At 59.9% G+C, this 16,731-nt stretch carries 22 protein-coding genes; 7 read left to right on the top strand and 15 right to left on the bottom strand.

Going from position 1 to position 16,731, the window contains the following annotated elements:
• Positions 1 to 6: 6 nt before the first annotated feature.
• From pheS to infC, 5 genes are all read right to left on the bottom strand, one after another.
• Positions 7 to 1,089, bottom strand: coding sequence for a phenylalanine--tRNA ligase subunit alpha (pheS, locus tag FHT85_RS15825; protein ID WP_112409747.1), 1,083 nt, complete (start codon positions 1,087 to 1,089; stop codon positions 7 to 9).
• A gap of 38 nt (positions 1,090 to 1,127) precedes the next feature.
• A complete protein-coding gene (locus tag FHT85_RS15820; RefSeq protein ID WP_246780006.1) occupies positions 1,128 to 1,385 on the bottom strand; it encodes a hypothetical protein in 258 nt (85 codons plus the stop codon).
• Positions 1,386 to 1,416: 31 nt separating this feature from the next.
• Positions 1,417 to 1,821 (bottom strand): 50S ribosomal protein L20, encoded by a 405-nt coding sequence (rplT, locus tag FHT85_RS15815; RefSeq protein ID WP_112336785.1) that lies wholly within the window; start codon positions 1,819 to 1,821, stop codon positions 1,417 to 1,419.
• Between the two features lie 37 nt (positions 1,822 to 1,858).
• Entirely contained in the window at positions 1,859 to 2,062 is a 204-nt protein-coding gene (rpmI, locus tag FHT85_RS15810) for a 50S ribosomal protein L35 (RefSeq protein WP_012759782.1), read from the bottom strand.
• Between the two features lie 322 nt (positions 2,063 to 2,384).
• Positions 2,385 to 2,921 carry a translation initiation factor IF-3 gene (gene infC / locus FHT85_RS15805; RefSeq protein ID WP_181476247.1) on the bottom strand — a complete coding sequence of 179 codons (537 nt, stop codon included), beginning with the start codon at positions 2,919 to 2,921 and terminating at the stop codon, positions 2,385 to 2,387.
• A gap of 277 nt (positions 2,922 to 3,198) precedes the next feature.
• Here infC and FHT85_RS15800 point away from each other — a divergent pair, with 277 nt between their 5' ends.
• Both FHT85_RS15800 and FHT85_RS15795 read left to right on the top strand, forming a co-directional pair.
• Positions 3,199 to 4,008 carry an alpha/beta hydrolase gene (locus FHT85_RS15800; RefSeq protein WP_112336787.1) on the top strand — a complete coding sequence of 270 codons (810 nt, stop codon included), beginning with the start codon at positions 3,199 to 3,201 and terminating at the stop codon, positions 4,006 to 4,008.
• A 235-nt stretch (positions 4,009 to 4,243) separates the two neighbouring features.
• The gene (locus tag FHT85_RS15795) at positions 4,244 to 4,843 is read left to right on the top strand and encodes a transglutaminase-like cysteine peptidase (RefSeq protein WP_015338478.1); all 600 of its coding nucleotides are present in this window, start codon (positions 4,244 to 4,246) and stop codon (positions 4,841 to 4,843) included.
• 119 nt (positions 4,844 to 4,962) lie between these two features.
• On the opposite strand, the gene FHT85_RS15790 is transcribed toward FHT85_RS15795, so the two are convergent.
• Together FHT85_RS15790 and mbfA are read right to left on the bottom strand one after the other, a co-directional pair.
• Complete coding sequence (locus FHT85_RS15790; protein ID WP_112336788.1) at positions 4,963 to 5,151, bottom strand: hypothetical protein; 189 nt, start codon at positions 5,149 to 5,151, stop codon at positions 4,963 to 4,965.
• Positions 5,152 to 5,270: 119 nt separating this feature from the next.
• Entirely contained in the window at positions 5,271 to 6,254 is a 984-nt protein-coding gene (mbfA, locus tag FHT85_RS15785; RefSeq protein WP_015338476.1) for an iron exporter MbfA, read from the bottom strand.
• A gap of 253 nt (positions 6,255 to 6,507) precedes the next feature.
• Here mbfA and FHT85_RS15780 point away from each other — a divergent pair, with 253 nt between their 5' ends.
• The gene (locus tag FHT85_RS15780; RefSeq protein ID WP_112409746.1) at positions 6,508 to 6,975 is read left to right on the top strand and encodes a group III truncated hemoglobin; all 468 of its coding nucleotides are present in this window, start codon (positions 6,508 to 6,510) and stop codon (positions 6,973 to 6,975) included.
• 162 nt (positions 6,976 to 7,137) lie between these two features.
• Here FHT85_RS15780 and FHT85_RS15775 read toward each other — a convergent pair whose 3' ends face one another.
• Positions 7,138 to 7,695, bottom strand: a complete 558-nt coding sequence (locus FHT85_RS15775; RefSeq protein WP_112409745.1) for a DUF308 domain-containing protein — start codon at positions 7,693 to 7,695, stop codon at positions 7,138 to 7,140.
• 139 nt (positions 7,696 to 7,834) lie between these two features.
• On the opposite strand from FHT85_RS15775, the gene FHT85_RS15770 reads away from it, so the two are divergent.
• Positions 7,835 to 8,419, top strand: a complete 585-nt coding sequence (locus FHT85_RS15770) for a TetR/AcrR family transcriptional regulator (RefSeq protein WP_112336791.1) — start codon at positions 7,835 to 7,837, stop codon at positions 8,417 to 8,419.
• Positions 8,420 to 8,472: 53 nt separating this feature from the next.
• On the opposite strand, the gene FHT85_RS15765 is transcribed toward FHT85_RS15770, so the two are convergent.
• Both FHT85_RS15765 and FHT85_RS15760 read right to left on the bottom strand, forming a co-directional pair.
• Positions 8,473 to 9,387: an EamA family transporter gene (locus FHT85_RS15765; protein ID WP_183774184.1), complete on the bottom strand. Its 915-nt coding sequence runs from the start codon at positions 9,385 to 9,387 to the stop codon at positions 8,473 to 8,475.
• A gap of 95 nt (positions 9,388 to 9,482) precedes the next feature.
• Positions 9,483 to 10,508: a histone deacetylase family protein gene (locus tag FHT85_RS15760; protein ID WP_112409893.1), complete on the bottom strand. Its 1,026-nt coding sequence runs from the start codon at positions 10,506 to 10,508 to the stop codon at positions 9,483 to 9,485.
• A gap of 149 nt (positions 10,509 to 10,657) precedes the next feature.
• On the opposite strand from FHT85_RS15760, the gene FHT85_RS15755 reads away from it, so the two are divergent.
• Positions 10,658 to 11,263, top strand: coding sequence for an HAD-IA family hydrolase (locus tag FHT85_RS15755; RefSeq protein WP_112409744.1), 606 nt, complete (start codon positions 10,658 to 10,660; stop codon positions 11,261 to 11,263).
• Positions 11,264 to 11,265: 2 nt separating this feature from the next.
• On the opposite strand, the gene FHT85_RS15750 is transcribed toward FHT85_RS15755, so the two are convergent.
• Both FHT85_RS15750 and FHT85_RS15745 read right to left on the bottom strand, forming a co-directional pair.
• On the bottom strand, positions 11,266 to 11,787 hold the full coding sequence (locus FHT85_RS15750; protein WP_112409743.1) for a GNAT family N-acetyltransferase: 522 nt from the start codon (positions 11,785 to 11,787) through the stop codon (positions 11,266 to 11,268).
• 17 nt (positions 11,788 to 11,804) lie between these two features.
• On the bottom strand, positions 11,805 to 12,377 hold the full coding sequence (locus FHT85_RS15745) for a helix-turn-helix domain-containing protein (RefSeq protein ID WP_112409742.1): 573 nt from the start codon (positions 12,375 to 12,377) through the stop codon (positions 11,805 to 11,807).
• 171 nt (positions 12,378 to 12,548) lie between these two features.
• On the opposite strand from FHT85_RS15745, the gene lepA reads away from it, so the two are divergent.
• Complete coding sequence (gene lepA, locus FHT85_RS15740; protein WP_112336797.1) at positions 12,549 to 14,381, top strand: translation elongation factor 4; 1,833 nt, start codon at positions 12,549 to 12,551, stop codon at positions 14,379 to 14,381.
• A 9-nt stretch (positions 14,382 to 14,390) separates the two neighbouring features.
• Here lepA and FHT85_RS15735 read toward each other — a convergent pair whose 3' ends face one another.
• The gene (locus FHT85_RS15735; protein WP_112409741.1) at positions 14,391 to 14,846 is read right to left on the bottom strand and encodes a GFA family protein; all 456 of its coding nucleotides are present in this window, start codon (positions 14,844 to 14,846) and stop codon (positions 14,391 to 14,393) included.
• A gap of 85 nt (positions 14,847 to 14,931) precedes the next feature.
• Complete coding sequence (locus tag FHT85_RS15730; RefSeq protein WP_112409740.1) at positions 14,932 to 15,666, bottom strand: type 1 glutamine amidotransferase; 735 nt, start codon at positions 15,664 to 15,666, stop codon at positions 14,932 to 14,934.
• 226 nt (positions 15,667 to 15,892) lie between these two features.
• On the opposite strand from FHT85_RS15730, the gene FHT85_RS15725 reads away from it, so the two are divergent.
• Positions 15,893 to 16,186 (top strand): SelT/SelW/SelH family protein, encoded by a 294-nt coding sequence (locus tag FHT85_RS15725; RefSeq protein WP_015338465.1) that lies wholly within the window; start codon positions 15,893 to 15,895, stop codon positions 16,184 to 16,186.
• A gap of 17 nt (positions 16,187 to 16,203) precedes the next feature.
• On the opposite strand, the gene FHT85_RS15720 is transcribed toward FHT85_RS15725, so the two are convergent.
• Positions 16,204 to 16,632 carry a BA14K family protein gene (locus tag FHT85_RS15720; protein WP_112409892.1) on the bottom strand — a complete coding sequence of 143 codons (429 nt, stop codon included), beginning with the start codon at positions 16,630 to 16,632 and terminating at the stop codon, positions 16,204 to 16,206.
• Positions 16,633 to 16,731: the final 99 nt, after the last annotated feature.

The following is a 16,731-nucleotide window of genomic DNA, read 5'->3' as shown; positions in this document are numbered from 1 at the left end:
CCTTCCTTACGCGCTCAGACCGCCGAACAAAGTCGGCATATCGAGCGGGCGGAAGCCATAGTGGTTCATCCAGCGGACGTCGGCGTTGAAGAAGTCGCGCAGGTCGGGCATGCCGTATTTCAGCATGGCAATGCGGTCGAGGCCCATGCCCCAGGCAAAGCCCTGATACTCGTCCGGATCGAGGCCGCCGTAACGCAGTACGTTCGGATGCACCATGCCGCAGCCGAGGATTTCCATCCAGTCGGTGCCTTCGCCGAACTTGATGATCGGGCCGGAGCGGTCGCACTGGATATCGACTTCGAAAGAGGGTTCCGTGAACGGGAAGAAGGACGGGCGGAAGCGCATCGTCACATTATCGACCTCGAAGAAGGTCTTGCAGAATTCTTCCAGCACCCAGCGGATATTGGCGACGTTCGCCGTCTTGTCGATGACGAGGCCTTCCACCTGATGGAACATCGGCGAGTGCGTGGCGTCGCTATCCTGGCGGTAGGTCTTGCCGGGAATGATGATGCGGATCGGCGGCTTCTGCGCTTCCATGGTGCGGATCTGCACCGGCGAGGTGTGCGTGCGCAGCACCTTGCGCTCACCCTTCTCGTCCGGCTGGAAGAAGAAGGTGTCGTGCATCTCGCGGGCCGGATGCCCTTCCGGGAAGTTGAGCGCCGTGAAGTTATAATAATCGGTCTCGACATCGGGGCCCTCAGCGATCGAGAAGCCCATATCGCCGAAAATGGCCGTGATTTCGTCGACGATCTGGCTGATCGGATGGATTCGACCGCGCTCAGTCGGCGAGGAGCGGACCGGCAGGCTGACATCGACGGTCTCGGCCTTCAGCTTCGCCTCGATCGCCGCATCGCGCAGCTCGCTCTTGCGGGCGTTGATCGCGTCGGTGACGGCGTTCTTCAGCGCGTTGATCGCTGCGCCGCGTGTCTGCCGTTCTTCCGGCGACATAGAGCCCAGTGTCTTCAGCAGTTCCGAAACCGACCCCTTCTTGCCGAGCGCGGCAACCCTGACCGCCTCGATCGCCTGCTCGTCGTTCGCCGCAGCCACCTCGGCCATGAGTTGGGTTTCGAGTGTTACGAGTTCCGTCATCTGATCCTGCCTTGCGGGCGGCGGGCTTGGAACGCCGCTCATTCCGCGGAATAATGGATGAACGCCCACATCAGACTGCTTGTGGCAACGATGAGGCGCTGCAGATCACTACCCATGTGGAAGCGGCCAATCAACCGGGCAAATGACAAAAACACGCCAAGAATACGGTCCTTGGTATTTGTCGCCCGACGCGCGACCCATTTTCGAGCCTCGCCCAACAAGACAGCCTGACACGATGGAAAAGCATATGCTGCAAAACACAAAACCCGCGCCGGTTTCGCCAGCGCGGGTTTCATAATGAATTTACGAAAGACGTGCGAGGCAGCGTTAGTTAACGGCTGCTTCGAACTCGTTCTTCGTGCCGGCTTCCTTGAGGTATTCAAGTGCCTTCTTCGAAGCGACGACGAGCGCGCCGAAAGCTTCCTGCTCATGGATTGCCATGTCGGAAAGAACCTTGCGGTCAACTTCGATGCCAGCCTTGGTCAGGCCGTCGATGAAGCGGCCATAAGTCAGGCCATGCTCGCGGACGGCAGCGTTGATGCGCTGGATCCAGAGGGCGCGGAAGTTGCGCTTGTTAACCTTGCGGTCGCGATAAGCGTACTGCTTTGCACGATCGACGGCGGCCTTGGCGGTACGGATGGTGTTCTTGCGACGGCCGTAGAAGCCCTTGGCTGCCTTCAGAACCTTCTTGTGCTTGGCGTGGGCGGTAACGCCTCTTTTTACGCGTGCCATTTCATGATCTCCTTAGTCTATAGCGTTACGAATAGTCTTAGAGACCGTTCGGCAAGTAGTTCTTGATAACCTTACGGCCATCCGGTTCTGCGAGAACCATGGTGCCGCGGGCATCGCGAATGAACTTGTTGCTACGCTTGATCATGCCGTGGCGCTTGCCAGCAGCGGCTGCCTTGACCTTGCCGGATGCGGTGATCTTGAACCGCTTCTTGGCAGAGGACTTCGTCTTCATCTTGGGCATTTTGCTACTCCTTCGATGCTTCCTGGCATGCTTTGCTTAAAAGCCCTTCCCACAGATCCGGAACTGACCGGGCTGCAACAAGGTGCCGGAGCGTTTGTTGTTGAACGGCGGATACGGTGACGAACCGCTCCACCAGCATTCTGAACTGCCACGGCATGCCCTGCCGGTCAGTTCGGACGCGCGCTTATAACCGCACTTGCCTTCGAGTGCAACGGTGCCAATGCGGGAATCTTTGCAGATCGATGACAGGCATGGCCCATGCCGCACAAAAGGAAAAAGCCGTCCAAAGGACGGCTCCGGCCTCTCTACTCCGACTTGCGCCTCACTTGGGCGCAAGCACCATCATCATCTGGCGGCCTTCGAGCTTGGGCTCGGCCTCCACCTTGGCGATCTCGAGCGTATCTTCCTTGACCTGCTGAAGAAGCTTCATACCGAGTTCCTGGTGGGCCATTTCGCGGCCACGGAACTTCAAGGTCACCTTCACCTTGTCGCCTTCCTCAAAGAAACGGCCGATCGCCTTCATCTTCACCTCATAATCATGGGTGTCGATGTTGGGACGCATCTTGATTTCTTTGACTTCGACGATCTTCTGCTTCTTGCGCGCTTCGGCGGCCTTCTTCTGGTTGGCATATTTCAGCTTGCCCAGGTCGAGGATCTTGCACACAGGCGCATCAGCATTGGGGGAAATTTCCACCAGATCGAGACCGGCCTCCTCTGCCATTCTCAATGCTTGGTCGATCGGCACAACGCCCAAATTCTGGCCGTCAGCTGTAATGAGCTGAACTTTGGGAACGCGAATTTCCCTGTTGGAACGTGGCCCGTCCTTTACGGGCGCATCGGTTTTAAAGGGTCTGCGAATGGTCGTATTCTCCACGAATTGTTTCGGATAGCTGCAGCCTCTCGCTCCCCGTCGGCGCAACTGACGGAAATGTCGTAAAAGCTGTGTTGAAGTCAATAGCATGACAGCAGGAAAAAAGCACCTCCCGCGTGTCAATAGAGTGTCGCGGAAGCGCGAGATGCGCGAAGGACACAGTATCCTGCGCATTTATATAGAGAGCCCAGCCAAAAGATCGAGGATTTTTTAGGTCACGCGAGCGCGAATCTGTTTTATAGGGCAGAAAATCCGGGAGCTTTCCATGTCCGAGACCGCAACCATCCGACCGATCTTTCTTCCCGTTGGCACGGGCGACAGCGAGCGCCAAATCGCCGTCATTCAGCGCGCAGCCGGTAAGGGCGACAGGAATGTCAGCTTCGTCTGGTTGTCCGGCTATCGATCCGATATGAGCGGAACCAAGGCACTGGAACTGGATGCGCTGGCCGCGCGGCTCGGTATCGGCTGCATCCGCTTCGACTATTCCGGTCACGGCCAATCCGGCGGCAAGTTTACCAACGGCACGATTTCGCGCTGGCTGGAAGAGACACTTGCCGTCATCGACCATACCAAGCCGAAGAAGATCGTTCTCGTCGGCTCCTCGATGGGCGGCTGGATCGCGCTCAGGGCCATCCAGGAACTGCGCAAGCGCAAGAAAGCACCCACTATTGCAGGCCTCGTGCTGATCGCGCCCGCGCCCGATTTCACCATCGACCTCATCGAACCCAATCTTTCCGACGTCGAGCGGCGCTCACTGGCAGAGCGCGGCTATTTTGACGAGCCTTCGGAATATAGCCCCGAGCCGAATATCTTCACCCGCGCGCTCATCGAGGACGGCCGCGCCAATCGCGTGCTCACCGGCATCATCGAGACCGGCTGCCCTGTGCATATATTGCAGGGCATGGAGGATGCCGACGTGCCTTTTTCGCATTCGTTAAAGCTGGTCGAGCACCTGCCGGCCGACGATGTGGTGTTAACACTTGTGCGCGATGGCGATCACCGCCTGTCGCGGCCGCAGGATCTGGAGCGCATGCTCGCTGTGGCCGAGACATTGGCGCTGCATAACACACCGTAAAAACAAGCAGATACCTGCAGGCCTCTTAGTGCGCGGCCTCCTTTGGCCGCTGCCGCATGCGCGCGCCCGCATAATCACAGGCAGCAGAGGATTATGGCAACTATTCCCTTGATTGTGCCGAAATTAACCATATGAGCCGGTTCCCGCGTTAACACTTAAGTAACGATTGACTTCGCGCACCCCCCTACATTAACAATTTGTTAACAAATGCAGGGACGATACAAGGATAGTGGGCGTGCGTATAAAGGGCTTGTTGATTGCCTTCGCTGCTATAGTTGCGATGTCGTCGGCGGCGATGCCAGCACCTCAGCAGGGCGCTTCGATGACCGTCGGCAACGTGACCTCCCAGCCGATCGGGCACTACGACTTTTGTCAGAGACATACCGACGAGTGCGGCCCGACCCGCAATATCGGCCCTGTCGACATGAACGCCGCCGCCTGGGCGCTGGTCAATCAGGTCAACCTGCGCGTCAACAAGACCATCCATCCGGCGACAGACATGGAAGTCTACGGGCAGGAAGAATATTGGGAATATCCGAAAACGGCCGGTGACTGCGAGGATTTTGCCCTTCTGAAGCGCAGAATGCTGATGCAGAGCGGCATTTCCGCATCCAATCTGCTGATGACGGTCGTACGCAAGCCCGATGGCGAGGGACATGCGGTGCTGACGCTGCGCACCAAGCAGGGCGATTTCATCCTCGACAATCTCGAAGACGAGATCAAGGTCTGGAACCAGACCCCCTATTCGTACCTGAAGCGCCAAGCGAGCTTCAATGCCGGCCGCTGGGTAACCATCGAGAACGGCAACGACGTCCTCGTCGGCGCCGTCAAGTAAGAAAGCCAAACTGTTAAACGCAGATAGGCCGGCCCCTCGGACCGGCCTTTCGTTTTTTCATCATGTATGAAAACGCGCCTTACTTTCATGCAAGGGCGAATTGGTCATCACCACGAACGTCAGCTGTTTTTATGGCTCTGCTGGCCTGCCTTGACGTGTTGCTCGTGCGTGCCGCCGCGCGAGCCGCCAGAGTGCTGCTCGCGGGAGCCGCTGGACGAAGCATTCCTCGTATTGCCGTTGTCCATATTCTTGTGGCTCTGTTGGCCAGCCTTCACATGCTGCTCGTGAGTTCCACCTTGGTTTGCCATTGGATTATCTCCTTTGGTTTGCATACGAGGCCAAGAGCGGCCTCGTATTGCTAACCAATGGCAGTGGAAGGCGTTCCGACTTTTAACATTTCGTGATCTGAGAATGTCCTCGCCCTACCTCACCCATTTCCGATCAGAATGCCGGCACCCAGCACAAGCGAGCCGCCGAGGACGACCTGGAAAGCAGCCCGCAGAAACGGCGTTTCCATATACTTGTTCTGGATGAAGGCGATGGCCCAGAGCTCGAAGAAAACAACCACGGCCGCAGTAATCGTCGCGGTCCAGAAATGCGGAATGAGATAGGGCAAGGCATGCCCGAGGCCGCCAAGCGCCGTCATGATGCCGCAGGCAAGGCCGCGCTTGATCGGCGAACCGCGGCCGGAGATCTTGCCGTCGTCATGGGCCGCCTCGGTGAAACCCATCGAAATGCCGGCACCGACCGACGCCGACAGGCCGACAAGAAAGGTCTGCCATGTCTGCTGCGTGGCAAAGGCGGCGGCGAAGATCGGTGCGAGCGTCGAGACGGAACCGTCCATCAGCCCGGCGAGACCCGGCTGCACGTAGGTCAGCACGAACTGGCGGCGTGCCTGTGCATCCTCCTCGTGCTTGACCTCTTCCGGCGTATGCTTCTCGCCCAGCATGCGGGCGACGTCTTCGTGGCCCTGCTCGGCAAGCGCAAGATCGCCGAGAAGCTGGCGTGTCGAGGCATCGGAGACCTGCTTGGCCGCCTCGACATAGAAATTATAGGCCTGCTGCTCCATCGCCTCGGCTTCGTTGCGCATGGCATCGAGGGAGAGGTTCTTGCGCAGCCAATCCGGCTTGCGCTCGTAAAAGCCATGCACATGCTCGCGCCGGATCAGCGGGATACGCTCGCCAAAGCGGCGGCGATGCATATCTATCAGCGTCTTGCGATGGCTGTCCTCGACCTCGGCCATATCCTCGAAAACCTTGGCGGACTCAGGATAGTGCGGACGGAGCGTATCGGCATAGGCAAGATAGATGCGGGAATCATCCTCTTCCGCCGCAATGGCGATCGCGAGGATCTCCTGTTCGGAAAGCGAGGTGAAAGGACGTTTGGACGGGCGAAACAGGCCGAGCAGCATCGGGGGCAACCTCATGACTTTAGAATTATTCTAAATCTAAAGTCAGTGATTGCGCTGGTCAAGCGCGGATGTGTCGCCGTCTGGGCTGCGCGCCGAAGAATTCACGGTTTATCGCGACAACATCAGCAATCGCGAGATGGTTTGACAGATTGCCGCAACATTCCGATGACGCTTGGCCTAGCCGGCAAATTACTTACATAGATGGAGACAGATGCGGCTTGCGACGACGCCTAGCCCGAGCCAGGAGACTATTATGGAACAGGAACTACAGGCCCGCGCAGCTCACCTCGCCGGCATTCGCGAGAAAGCCGAGGCGGAAATGGCGCGCATAGGCATCGATGCTACCTTCATCGACAGGCTGGTCGATACATTTTATGGACGCGTTCAGTCACATCCCCGGCTCGGGCCAGTCTTCGAGGGACGCCTTGCCGGACGCTGGCCGGATCACATGGAGAAGATGAAACGCTTCTGGTCCTCCGTCGCCTTCAAGAATGGCGCCTATGGCGGTAAACCGGTGCAGGCGCATCTCGGCGTCGGAGGAATGAGCGCCGATCTCTTTCCTGAGTGGCTGGCGCTTTTCTCCGAAACGCTTGGCGACATCGCACCTTCGGCGGAGGCCAAAACCTGGTTCATGGCGACAGCCGAACGCATCGCCAAGAGCCTGACGCTCTCGCTCTTCTATAATCCTGCGCTGGACGATCCCGCGAGGACGACGGCTTAAGGCAGGCCCGCGAAAATACGGAATTCGACAGCAGATGCCGACGGGCACGCGATCGATGAAGTTCAGAACTTCGTCGGCATCAACTGCGGCATTAGTGATCGATACGATTCTCTTGACGGCGGCAAGCCGCTTCAAACCCGCCGCCGCCAGATCAGGCAGCACCTATGCATGTGCTTTGCGATAAGCTGCGACCGCAAGCCAGATTGCAGAAAGCAGGAAGTAGAAGGCTCCGAATGCCGCATAGGGAACGATATCCAGAATTGTCGGCGCGACGGTGCCGAGGGATCGACTGAGCATGAAACCGCCGGCAAGCGCCGACTGCGCACCGCTCAAGATCATTACCCATTGAGCGCCATAGATACGCCAGCGCCTTACGCCGGTGTAGAGTTGCAGCAGGCCCGAGAGGATCGCCCAACCCCCAAACACGGCCAGAACGGCATAGGTGCTATTGTCGGTGGCTACCACAACGGCGAGCGCCGTGATGATGCTGACGAAAACATTTAACGTTTGGGACGGATTGACCTTCAGGCCGCCGTTAACCCGGGCGTCGACCAGATTGGCCAGGGCATCCCACACAGGATAGATAACCAGCAGAAACGCGACGGATGGCGGTTTTGCACTGAGGAGGATCGCGGCTGCAATCCAGGCGATCGAGAACAGGGCACGTGTAAAATAGTAGGACTGCAGCCAGTTGGGCTGGGGTGAAATGCGGCTTTGCATCGGAAGGCTCCTTGTATTTCTCTACCTACTAGTAGGAAGAGAAATTTGTCGAGTCAACATTGGCTCGAACACCATTTCGTGAGAGCCGGAAGTGGTGTGGCTATCTTGACAATTCGCCTACTAAAAGGTAGGCAGCGACATGAAATCAATAGCTTCGACTTCAGAAAAAATTCTCGACATCGCGCAGTCTCTTATCGTGGCCGGAGGCTACAACGGCTTCAGCTATGCCGACATCTCCGCCGCGATCGGTATCCGGAAGGCAAGCATCCACCATCACTTTCCGACAAAGGCCGAACTGGTTTCGGTGCTCGTGGGCCGTTACAGGCAGCAGACGGAAACGGGTCTGAAGTCTTTGCGCGAGGGGATCTCGAGCCCTGCGGAACAGCTGCAGGCCTATGTGAGCTACTGGCACTCATGCATTCGGGACGCCTCGCTGCCCTTCTGCGTCTGTGCGATGCTCGCCAGCGAGATGCAGATGCTGCCGGAGGATGTCGCATCCCAGGTACGTGGCCATTTTCATAGCCTTGCCGGATGGCTTGCGTCGGTGCTGCGGGCTGGAACCGAGAATGGCTTCTTCCAGCTGGACAAGCAACCCGAGGAAGAGGCGCAAATCCTGATGGCCTCGGTTCATGGGGCAATGCTCTCGGCGAGAGCTTTCGGCGATCCAGGACTGTTCATCGCAATCGTTGCACCCCAGATCGCCAGGCTTCAAGCCCCGGATTGACGGAGAGTTGCCGGGACCAAACTCAAAGCGACGACGGCTTACGCCCACCAGTCTCAGGCTTTCGTGGCGAAAACGGTCGCCCCGATACTCGCGGAAACCACGAGCGCGGTGCCGAACATCTGAGACGCCGTCATCGGTTGCGACAGAATGACAAAACCGGCGACAGCGCCGATGGCGGGTTCGAGGCTCATGAGGATGCCGAAGGAAGATGTCGGCATGCGTTTAAGCGCCACCATTTCCAGCACATAGGGCAGCAGCGGCACGAGCAACGCCAAGCCGGCTATTTCAAGAAGGCCGAAGGCCGTCAGATTAGGGACCGCAGAGGCATAGCCGAAGGGCGTGGAGACGACCGCGGCGATCAGCAGGGACATGGAAAGACCCTCGAGTCCCTCAAAGGCATTGCCGACCTTCTTCGTCAAAAGAATGTAGCAGGCCCATCCCGCTCCGGCACCGATGGCAAAGAGGATGCCGGGAAGATTGCCGACCCACTCTTCGCCATCATAGGCCAGCAGCAGAACGCCGATTGCCGCAAGGATCGGCCAGAGAAGCTGGCGGCTGAGCCCGAAGCCGAGGGTCGCGACCAGCAGCGGCCCGAGAAATTCGATAGCGACGGCAAGGCCCAAGGGAATGCGCGCGATTGCCGAAAAGAAGGAAGTCGTCATCAGCGCCGATACGGTGCCGAGCGCCAGCACGCCGAGCCATTGCGAGCGGCTGTAGCTCATGATCTTGGGCCGGACGATGATTGCCAGCGCGATGGAGGCGAAGACGAGCCGCAGCCAGGTCGCGCCCGCCGGCCCATAGGCATGGATGATCGGGGAGGACAGTGCCGAGCCGAACTGGATTGACGACATGGACATGACGCACATCAGCACGCCGGCGGCAACGCCACCGGTCGATGGCGCAACATCCGGATGCGGCATCAAGGCCGCGCCGCCATCCGTGCCACTCTCGACAAGCTTCTGTTCCATAACCTCTCCCATCCGGCGAGGCTTTTAGAAGCTTAGACTTATGCTGACAAATTCAAACTTTTCATCCTGCAATCAGGCAGTTTGATGCAAGCATCTCAAGCCTCGAGACCCTTCAGCACATTTGCAACGTTGAGGCCGATTTCGGGCACGCCATAACCGCCCTCCATGCAGACGAGGACGGGCAGCCCGGCGGCCGCGATGCGCTCACCCATGCGGACGAAATCCTGCGAGGTCAGCTTGAAGAAGGAAATCGGATCGCGCTCGAACGTATCGACGCCGAGCGACAGCACGATCGCCTCCGCGCCGAATAGCTTGATGCGGGCGAGCCCATCGTCGAGCGCCGCCGACCAGACTTCCCATGGCGTGCCGCGCGGCATAGGGTAATTGCGGTTGGCGCCCAACCCATTGCCCTCACCCTTCTCGTCGGCATGACCAAGGAAATAGGGAAAGGCATGGATGGGATCGCCATGGAGCGACGCTGTGAAAACATCGCCGCGCCGGTAGAATATGTCCTGCGTGCCGTTGCCGTGATGGAAATCGACATCAAGCACGGCAACCTTGGCGGCGCCATGATCACGTAGGCGCTGCGCCGCGACGCCGGCATTGTTGATGAAGCAATAACCGCCGAAGAGATCGATGCCAGCGTGATGGCCGGGCGGGCGGCAGAGCGCAAAGGCAAAGCGATGGCCGGCGTGCAGCCAATCGGCGCCGGTCAGGGCGCAGCGCATGGACGCGAGCGCAGCCTCATAGGAGCCTTTGGTGATGGAGGTATCGGCAGCATTGGCATAATGGCCGATCATGCCGACGATATTGTTAGGCACGCGTTGGCTGGTGCGCCTGACGGGAAAGGAGTTGGCGATCGCTTCGCCCTTGTAACCAGCGGCGACCCAGCGCTCCCAGACCACACCGAGAAAATCGAGATAGGCCGGATCATGCACCTTGCGCGCCGACTCCAATCCATGAGCATCAGGCGCAACCACATCGGTAAAGCCGGCTTCCTTCACGGCGGCCAGGATCCATTCGGCGCGGAAGGGCGCTTCGAAGGGCGTGACGAGCTGGCCGTCATGCAGCTCGGTCTTGGCATCCCTCAGCTTGTGATCCTCCGAATAAATGACGCGCATCGTCCCCTCCTCCATCGCCGGCATTGTTCTGCAGATGACACGAAGGCTTACATGCATCGCGCCCCGGAAAAAAGAGCGGGATGTGGCCTTGAATGCTGCTGCAAACAACTGCACCTTCCGCCCACGTTCGAGGAATTGGAGGCGGCGGCATGAAACTCCTGATGGTCGATGTCGACGGCGTGCTGGTGCATGGCCGCCCGGGTGACGGACTGCCGCTGTTCACCTATCTGGAGCGCGATCTCGGCTTGCGGCTTGGGGCGCTGCAAGAGGCATTCTTCAAAACCTGTTGGCCTGACATCGTCACCGGCCGCGATGCGCTGGAGCCGAGGCTTGCTGAGGTTCTCGGGAAGATTGCGCCCCACGTTAGCGCCCGAACCCTGATCGACTACTGGTTCGAGAATGACTCTCGCCTCGACCACGGCCTGCTCGAGGACCTCGCCGCACTGAGGGCCGGGGGAACGAAGATGTTCCTCGCCACCAATCAGGAGCATATGCGCGCCGCCTATCTGATGGAGAATCTCAGGCTCTCCGACTATTTCGACGGCATTTTCTATTCCGCGATGCTGGGTTACCAGAAGCCGGCGCCGGAGTTCTTCCAGCTGGCGACCGAGCGCGTCGGCATCGCGCCCGGCGACATCGCCTTCATCGACGATTACCCCGCCAATATCGAAGCCGCCCGGCAATTCGGCTGGAAAGCAATGCATTGGGCGCCAGGCTCGAAGCTGGAAGATGCGCTCGCGGCCTTTTCGCGCTGAAATCACAGGGAAATCCGCTTGTAGAAGATGGTCGTGTCGCACAACCCGCCCTGCGGCCACAAGGCGTAATCGGGGATGACGCCGACGCGCTCCCAGCCGAGGCGGGGGTAGATGGCTTCGGCGTCGCTGCCCGTCGCCGTGTCGAGCACCAGCAAGGTCTTGCCGATACGCGCGGCTTCGCGCTCCGCCGCTTCCATCAACAGCCGAGCAAGCCCCTTGCCTCGCGCAGAGCGGTGCACCAGCAGTTTTTTGAGATCTCCGCGATGCGGCTGGTTCGGCATTTGCGCCGCGCCCACCTGTACTGTGCCGACAACCCTGCTCTCAATTGCGACGGCGAAAAGCAGTGTCGCGCCACTTTCGACGCTGTCGGCCACGCCCTGCCAATACGGCAATGCGTCGGCTGCCCCATAAGGCTGCATGAAGCCGACGGAAGCGCCGCCGTTGACGCAATCGGCGAGCACATCGCAAAGATCCGGCAGAGCAGCACGAGCTTCGGCGGCGGAGAGAAGACGAATATCAGGCATGAAGAGATCCTTGGGTGTTATGAACGGCCGCGATCGAGGATGACGCTGTAGCGCGCCGGCACCTCGCCGGGATTGTGGAAGGCGTGGCCGTCGCCGACGCCCATGAAGAGACAATCGCCGGGCATGAGATGATGGGCGACATCGCGATGCGTCACCTCCATCTCGCCCTCGAACAGCCAGACATGCTGGGTCATGCCGGCGCTTGCCGTATTCGGCGGGAAGATAACGCGCGCGCCGGCGGGGAAGATGACCTCGACAACATCGACCTTCGAACCCGTTGCCGGCGGCGAGACGGCGCGTCTGACATAGCCGGTTCCGGGGTCGCGCCAGATCGCCTGCTGCGCATGGCGGGAAAGCGGCGACACCTCCTCGCCCTCCTCGGCAAAGAAGGCCGAGAGCGAAAGGCCAAGCGCTGCGCAAAGCCGCGACAGCAGCGAGGCCGTCGGGCTCGCCTCCGCCCGCTCGATGCGCGAGATCATGGCACGGCTGACGGCCGAGGCATTGGCGAGTTCATCCAGCGTCAGGCCGCGGGCGATGCGCAGCTCCTTGATACGCGCGCCAATCGCCATTTCCAGATCATCAACCGCCATTCTCTGTGTCTCTCATCTCGAAATTCTATTATATGAGAAATACACGTTCTTATGATGGAATCAAGTGCGCGTCGGCGCTCCCTTGTGGCGGGGCCGGAAAGGCTAACATAACGTGAAGATAGCCACCAAAACCCTGCTTTTCCGCTTTGCGGCGCGGGGCGGCGCTGCTATATGGCGCGCATGAGCACCAATTCCACCACTCCGCTTTCGCACATCCGCAACTTCTCGATCGTGGCCCATATCGACCATGGCAAATCGACGCTGGCCGACCGCCTGATTCAGACGACGGGCGGCCTTGCCGAACGCGAGATGTCGGAGCAGGTGCTGGACAATATGGAGATCGAGCGCGAGCGCGGCATCACCATCAAGGCCCAGACGGTGCGCCTGCACTACAAGGCGAACAATGGCGAGACCTATATCCTCAATCTGATCGACACGCCCGGACACGTCGACTTCGCCTATGAAGTCTCGCGCTCGCTGTCGGCCTGCGAGGGATCGCTGCTTGTTGTCGACGCCTCTCAGGGTGTTGAGGCGCAGACGCTCGCCAACGTCTATCAGGCGATCGACAATAATCACGAGCTCGTCACCGTCCTCAACAAGATCGACCTGCCGGCCGCCGAGCCCGACCGCATCAAGGATCAGATCGAAGAGGTCATCGGCATCGATGCCTCCGACGCCGTTTTGATCTCGGCGAAGACCGGCCTCGGCATTCCCGACGTGCTCGAAGCCATCGTCCACAAGCTGCCGGCGCCGAAGAGCCCGGGCGGCGAAAAGGCACCGCTGAAGGCGCTGCTGGTCGACAGCTGGTACGACACCTATCTCGGCGTCATGGTTCTCGTGCGCATCATCGATGGCACGCTGACCAAGGGCCAGACCATCCGCATGATGGGCACGGACGCGAAGTACCAGATCGAGCGCGTCGGCGTTCTCACGCCGAAGATGGTCGCCGTCGACAGCCTCGGCCCTGGCGAGATCGGCTTCATCACCGCCTCGATCAAGGAAGTGGCCGACACTCGCGTCGGCGATACCATCACCGAGGACAAGCGCCCGACCGCCGAGGCCCTTCCGGGCTTCAAGCCGGCGCAGCCTGTCGTGTTCTGCGGCCTCTTCCCGGTCGATGCCGCTGATTTCGAAGACCTGCGCTCGGCCATGGGCAAGCTGCGCCTCAACGATGCCAGCTTCTCCTTCGAGATGGAATCGTCTGCCGCTCTCGGCTTCGGCTTCCGCTGCGGCTTCCTCGGCCTGCTGCACCTGGAAATCATCCAGGAGCGCCTGGAGCGCGAATTCAACCTCGACCTGATCGCGACGGCACCTTCCGTCGTCTACCAACTCACCATGACCGACGGCACGGAGATCGAGTTGCACAACCCGGCCGACATGCCTGACGTCGTCAAGATTTCCGAATTCCGCGAGCCGTGGATCAAGGCGACGATCCTGACGCCGGACGATTATCTCGGCTCGATCCTGAAGCTCTGCCAGGACCGCCGCGGCATCCAGACCGAGCTGACCTATGTCGGCAACCGCGCCATGATCACCTACGACCTGCCGCTCAACGAAGTCGTCTTCGACTTCTATGACCGCCTGAAGTCGATCTCCAAGGGCTATGCCTCCTTCGACTACAGCCTGACCGACTATCGCGAGAGCGATCTCGTCAAGATGTCGATCCTCGTCAATGCCGAACCGGTCGATGCGCTCTCCATGCTCGTGCACCGCTCCGCCGCCGAGAAGCGCGGCCGCGTCATGTGCGAGAAGCTGAAGGACCTGATCCCGCAGCACATGTTCCAGATCCCGATCCAGGCCGCCATCGGCGGGCGCATCATCGCGCGCGAGACGGTGAAGGCACTGCGCAAGGACGTGACCGCCAAGTGCTACGGTGGCGATGCCACCCGCAAGCGCAAGCTGCTCGACAAGCAGAAGGAAGGCAAGAAGCGCATGCGGCAGTTCGGCAAGGTCGAAATCCCGCAGGAAGCGTTTATCGCCGCGCTGAAGATGGGGGATGAGTGAGGCTTAGCCTCACCCCTGCTCCATATATTCCTTCGTCAAACCCTCATACTCTTCCATCGCCGGCAGTGCGGCGTAGCTGTGCTTAGCCGGCGTCGTCACCCATGGCAGCTTTTCGCTCGTCCAGGTCTCGATGAAGGGCGTGAACCAGCTGACGTTATCAAGCATGGTGGCGCGGACGTTGACGAACCAATCGACCCCTTCGAGCTTCGTGAACAGCCAGCTCATGCAATGCGGGCAGAAATAGTGATGGATGACATCGCCGTGCAAGCCGCCGATGACGGGCTCGCCTTGCGTCACCTCGAAGCCCTGAGAGGGAATGGCGGCGCTCAGCGAATAGGGGCCGCCGGTCATGCGCTGGCAGCCGGTGCAGTGGCAGGCCATGGTGAGTATCGGCTTGGCATTGATCTTCAACCGCACCTGTCCGCAACGGCAACCGCCCTCGCTCGGTAGTTCCAGCGTGCTCATGATGTCATTTCCTCCTATTTCAAAACTGCCGATATAGGGCACGTCGCCATCGGATTGATCGAATGTGCCCGATCATCGGCGATCCTCAAGCCTCCGCCGCCTGCGGAAGCTCCGCTTGCACCTTAATCGTCCGCACCCAGGCGCGAGCGATAGCGAGACCTGCCGTTTCCGCCGCCGCGGCATGCTTGGCGACGAGCTCCGGATACCGCTCCAGCCAGCCGGGCTCCTTGCGCTCGATGGTGTCCTTGAATTCGCCGCGCCAGCGCTCCACTACGGCGGCATTGGCTTCGAAGTGGAACTGCGTGCCATAGGTGGCGCGGCCGATGCGGAAGGCCTGGTTCGGCGTGACGCCATTGGCGGCAAGGCGCGTGGCTCCATCAGGCAAGGTAAAGGTGTCGCCATGCCATTCGAAGATGGTGAATTCATCTCCGACATCGGCAAGCAGTGGGTCTGCCTTACCCTCTTCCGTAAGGCCGACCGTCTTCCAGCCGAACTCATGGGCGGTGCCGAGAAGATTTTCCGCCTCGTAGGCGCGCGCCAGGATCTGGCTGCCGAGGCAGATGCCGAGCACGGCCTTGTCCTCACCCTCGAAACGACGCATCAGCTTCGCCAGCTCCGGCAGATAGGGATGGGTGTCGTCGTCGCGGGCGCTCTGCTCGCCACCGAGCACGGCCAGCGCATCATAGGACGACGTCTCCTTCGGCAAAGCCTCGCCGCTCCAAGGGCGAAACCAGTCGAGCTCGGCTCCGGCCTCCTCAAGCGCTATACCGAGAGCGCCGAGCGGGGTGTTCTTCATATTCTCGATGATGGCGACGCGCATACCGTTGATTCCCGAGCGATGTTACCACCAGAGATGAGCATGAGGCGGCGGGAGAGGCAAGTGGCCAGAGCGCGTCAACATTCCACGGAAATGCCGAACGACTCCGGCCATCTAATCCTGGCGCAATTCCGAACGGAAACCGCATGGCACTTTTCCTGGAATTGCTTTGGCTTGCAGCAGACTAAAGTTGAGCCTAAACCTCAGCAAACAACGAAGGATCAGGACGATGAGCGACAAGCCCCGCATCACCATTCTCTATTGCACCCAATGCAACTGGTTGCTGCGCTCCGGCTGGATGGCGCAGGAGCTGTTGCAGACCTTTACCGACAGTCTCGGCGAAGTGGCGCTGATCCCCGGCACCGGCGGCGTCTTCGAAATCCGCATCGACGGCGAGCTGTTGTGGGAGCGCAAGCGCGACGGCGGCTTTCCCGGGCCGAAGGAGTTGAAGCAGCGGGTGCGGGATATCATCGACCCCGAGCGCGATCTCGGCCATACCGATCGCGGATCGCTGGAAAGCTAGGCTCTGCTGCTCAGGCATCAGTCGAAGGGCGAACGGCAGGGCTTGGTTCCATTATTGATCGTCGTATAGCTGTTGGTGCCGGGATTATAGGTGCGATAGCGCTCGGCACACCAAGTCTGGTGCTGCCTCAGCTTCTGGGCCGGCGAAGGATAGAGTGCCCTTGGCGGCGGTGCAGAGGTTTCGCGCGGGAGGATATGAACGCGCGGGCTGTCATAGCGATTGAGGCCTCCGGTATAGGGCGGTGTGACGGGAAGCGGCTGGCCGGGCCGGGTGTAGAATTGCCGCTGTCCGAAACCAAAGCAGCCACGGGAATCGCAGATGACGGTGTTGGTGCGCGGCGGAGTGATGAGTTTCCGAGAATCCGAGGCGGCGGCAACGAAATCCGCCTGCGACAGCGAGGCGAGTGTGAGAGCGCAGCCAAACGCGATCCTATGAAAAATAGCCATGACAAGTTCCTGTTCCGGACGCCATGAACCGATGAGCAGCCGCAGCGTCTCCACCTTATTTGGGGTCTGACAGTGGCAAAACCAGTGTTGCCGCAACCG

The sequence above is a fragment of the Rhizobium sp. BK312 genome (assembly GCF_014193605.1).
Classification (GTDB): domain Bacteria; phylum Pseudomonadota; class Alphaproteobacteria; order Rhizobiales; family Rhizobiaceae; genus Rhizobium.
Note: the sequence above shows the minus strand (reverse complement) of the source record. Positions and strands in the feature narration are given on the sequence as shown.

What these genes read in the sequence shown, in the direction of transcription:
- mbfA (WP_015338476.1), bottom strand. Translation starts at nt 6,254, where the DNA reads ATGCTGCTCGGCCTGTTTCGCCCGTCCAAACGTCCTTTCACCTCGCTT.
- rpmI (WP_012759782.1), bottom strand. Translation starts at nt 2,062, where the DNA reads ATGCCCAAGATGAAGACGAAGTCCTCTGCCAAGAAGCGGTTCAAGATC.
- pheS (WP_112409747.1), bottom strand. Translation starts at nt 1,089, where the DNA reads ATGACGGAACTCGTAACACTCGAAACCCAACTCATGGCCGAGGTGGCT.
- FHT85_RS15820 (WP_246780006.1), bottom strand. Translation starts at nt 1,385, where the DNA reads ATGAAACCCGCGCTGGCGAAACCGGCGCGGGTTTTGTGTTTTGCAGCA.
- FHT85_RS15735 (WP_112409741.1), bottom strand. Translation starts at nt 14,846, where the DNA reads ATGAGCACGCTGGAACTACCGAGCGAGGGCGGTTGCCGTTGCGGACAG.
- FHT85_RS15790 (WP_112336788.1), bottom strand. Translation starts at nt 5,151, where the DNA reads ATGGCAAACCAAGGTGGAACTCACGAGCAGCATGTGAAGGCTGGCCAA.
- FHT85_RS15755 (WP_112409744.1), top strand. Translation starts at nt 10,658, where the DNA reads ATGAAACTCCTGATGGTCGATGTCGACGGCGTGCTGGTGCATGGCCGC.
- FHT85_RS15780 (WP_112409746.1), top strand. Translation starts at nt 6,508, where the DNA reads ATGGAACAGGAACTACAGGCCCGCGCAGCTCACCTCGCCGGCATTCGC.
- lepA (WP_112336797.1), top strand. Translation starts at nt 12,549, where the DNA reads ATGGCGCGCATGAGCACCAATTCCACCACTCCGCTTTCGCACATCCGC.
- FHT85_RS15770 (WP_112336791.1), top strand. Translation starts at nt 7,835, where the DNA reads ATGAAATCAATAGCTTCGACTTCAGAAAAAATTCTCGACATCGCGCAG.
- FHT85_RS15800 (WP_112336787.1), top strand. Translation starts at nt 3,199, where the DNA reads ATGTCCGAGACCGCAACCATCCGACCGATCTTTCTTCCCGTTGGCACG.
- FHT85_RS15775 (WP_112409745.1), bottom strand. Translation starts at nt 7,695, where the DNA reads ATGCAAAGCCGCATTTCACCCCAGCCCAACTGGCTGCAGTCCTACTAT.
- FHT85_RS15765 (WP_183774184.1), bottom strand. Translation starts at nt 9,387, where the DNA reads ATGGAACAGAAGCTTGTCGAGAGTGGCACGGATGGCGGCGCGGCCTTG.
- FHT85_RS15730 (WP_112409740.1), bottom strand. Translation starts at nt 15,666, where the DNA reads ATGCGCGTCGCCATCATCGAGAATATGAAGAACACCCCGCTCGGCGCT.
- rplT (WP_112336785.1), bottom strand. Translation starts at nt 1,821, where the DNA reads ATGGCACGCGTAAAAAGAGGCGTTACCGCCCACGCCAAGCACAAGAAG.
- FHT85_RS15725 (WP_015338465.1), top strand. Translation starts at nt 15,893, where the DNA reads ATGAGCGACAAGCCCCGCATCACCATTCTCTATTGCACCCAATGCAAC.
- FHT85_RS15745 (WP_112409742.1), bottom strand. Translation starts at nt 12,377, where the DNA reads ATGGCGGTTGATGATCTGGAAATGGCGATTGGCGCGCGTATCAAGGAG.
- FHT85_RS15760 (WP_112409893.1), bottom strand. Translation starts at nt 10,508, where the DNA reads ATGCGCGTCATTTATTCGGAGGATCACAAGCTGAGGGATGCCAAGACC.
- FHT85_RS15750 (WP_112409743.1), bottom strand. Translation starts at nt 11,787, where the DNA reads ATGCCTGATATTCGTCTTCTCTCCGCCGCCGAAGCTCGTGCTGCTCTG.
- FHT85_RS15720 (WP_112409892.1), bottom strand. Translation starts at nt 16,632, where the DNA reads ATGGCTATTTTTCATAGGATCGCGTTTGGCTGCGCTCTCACACTCGCC.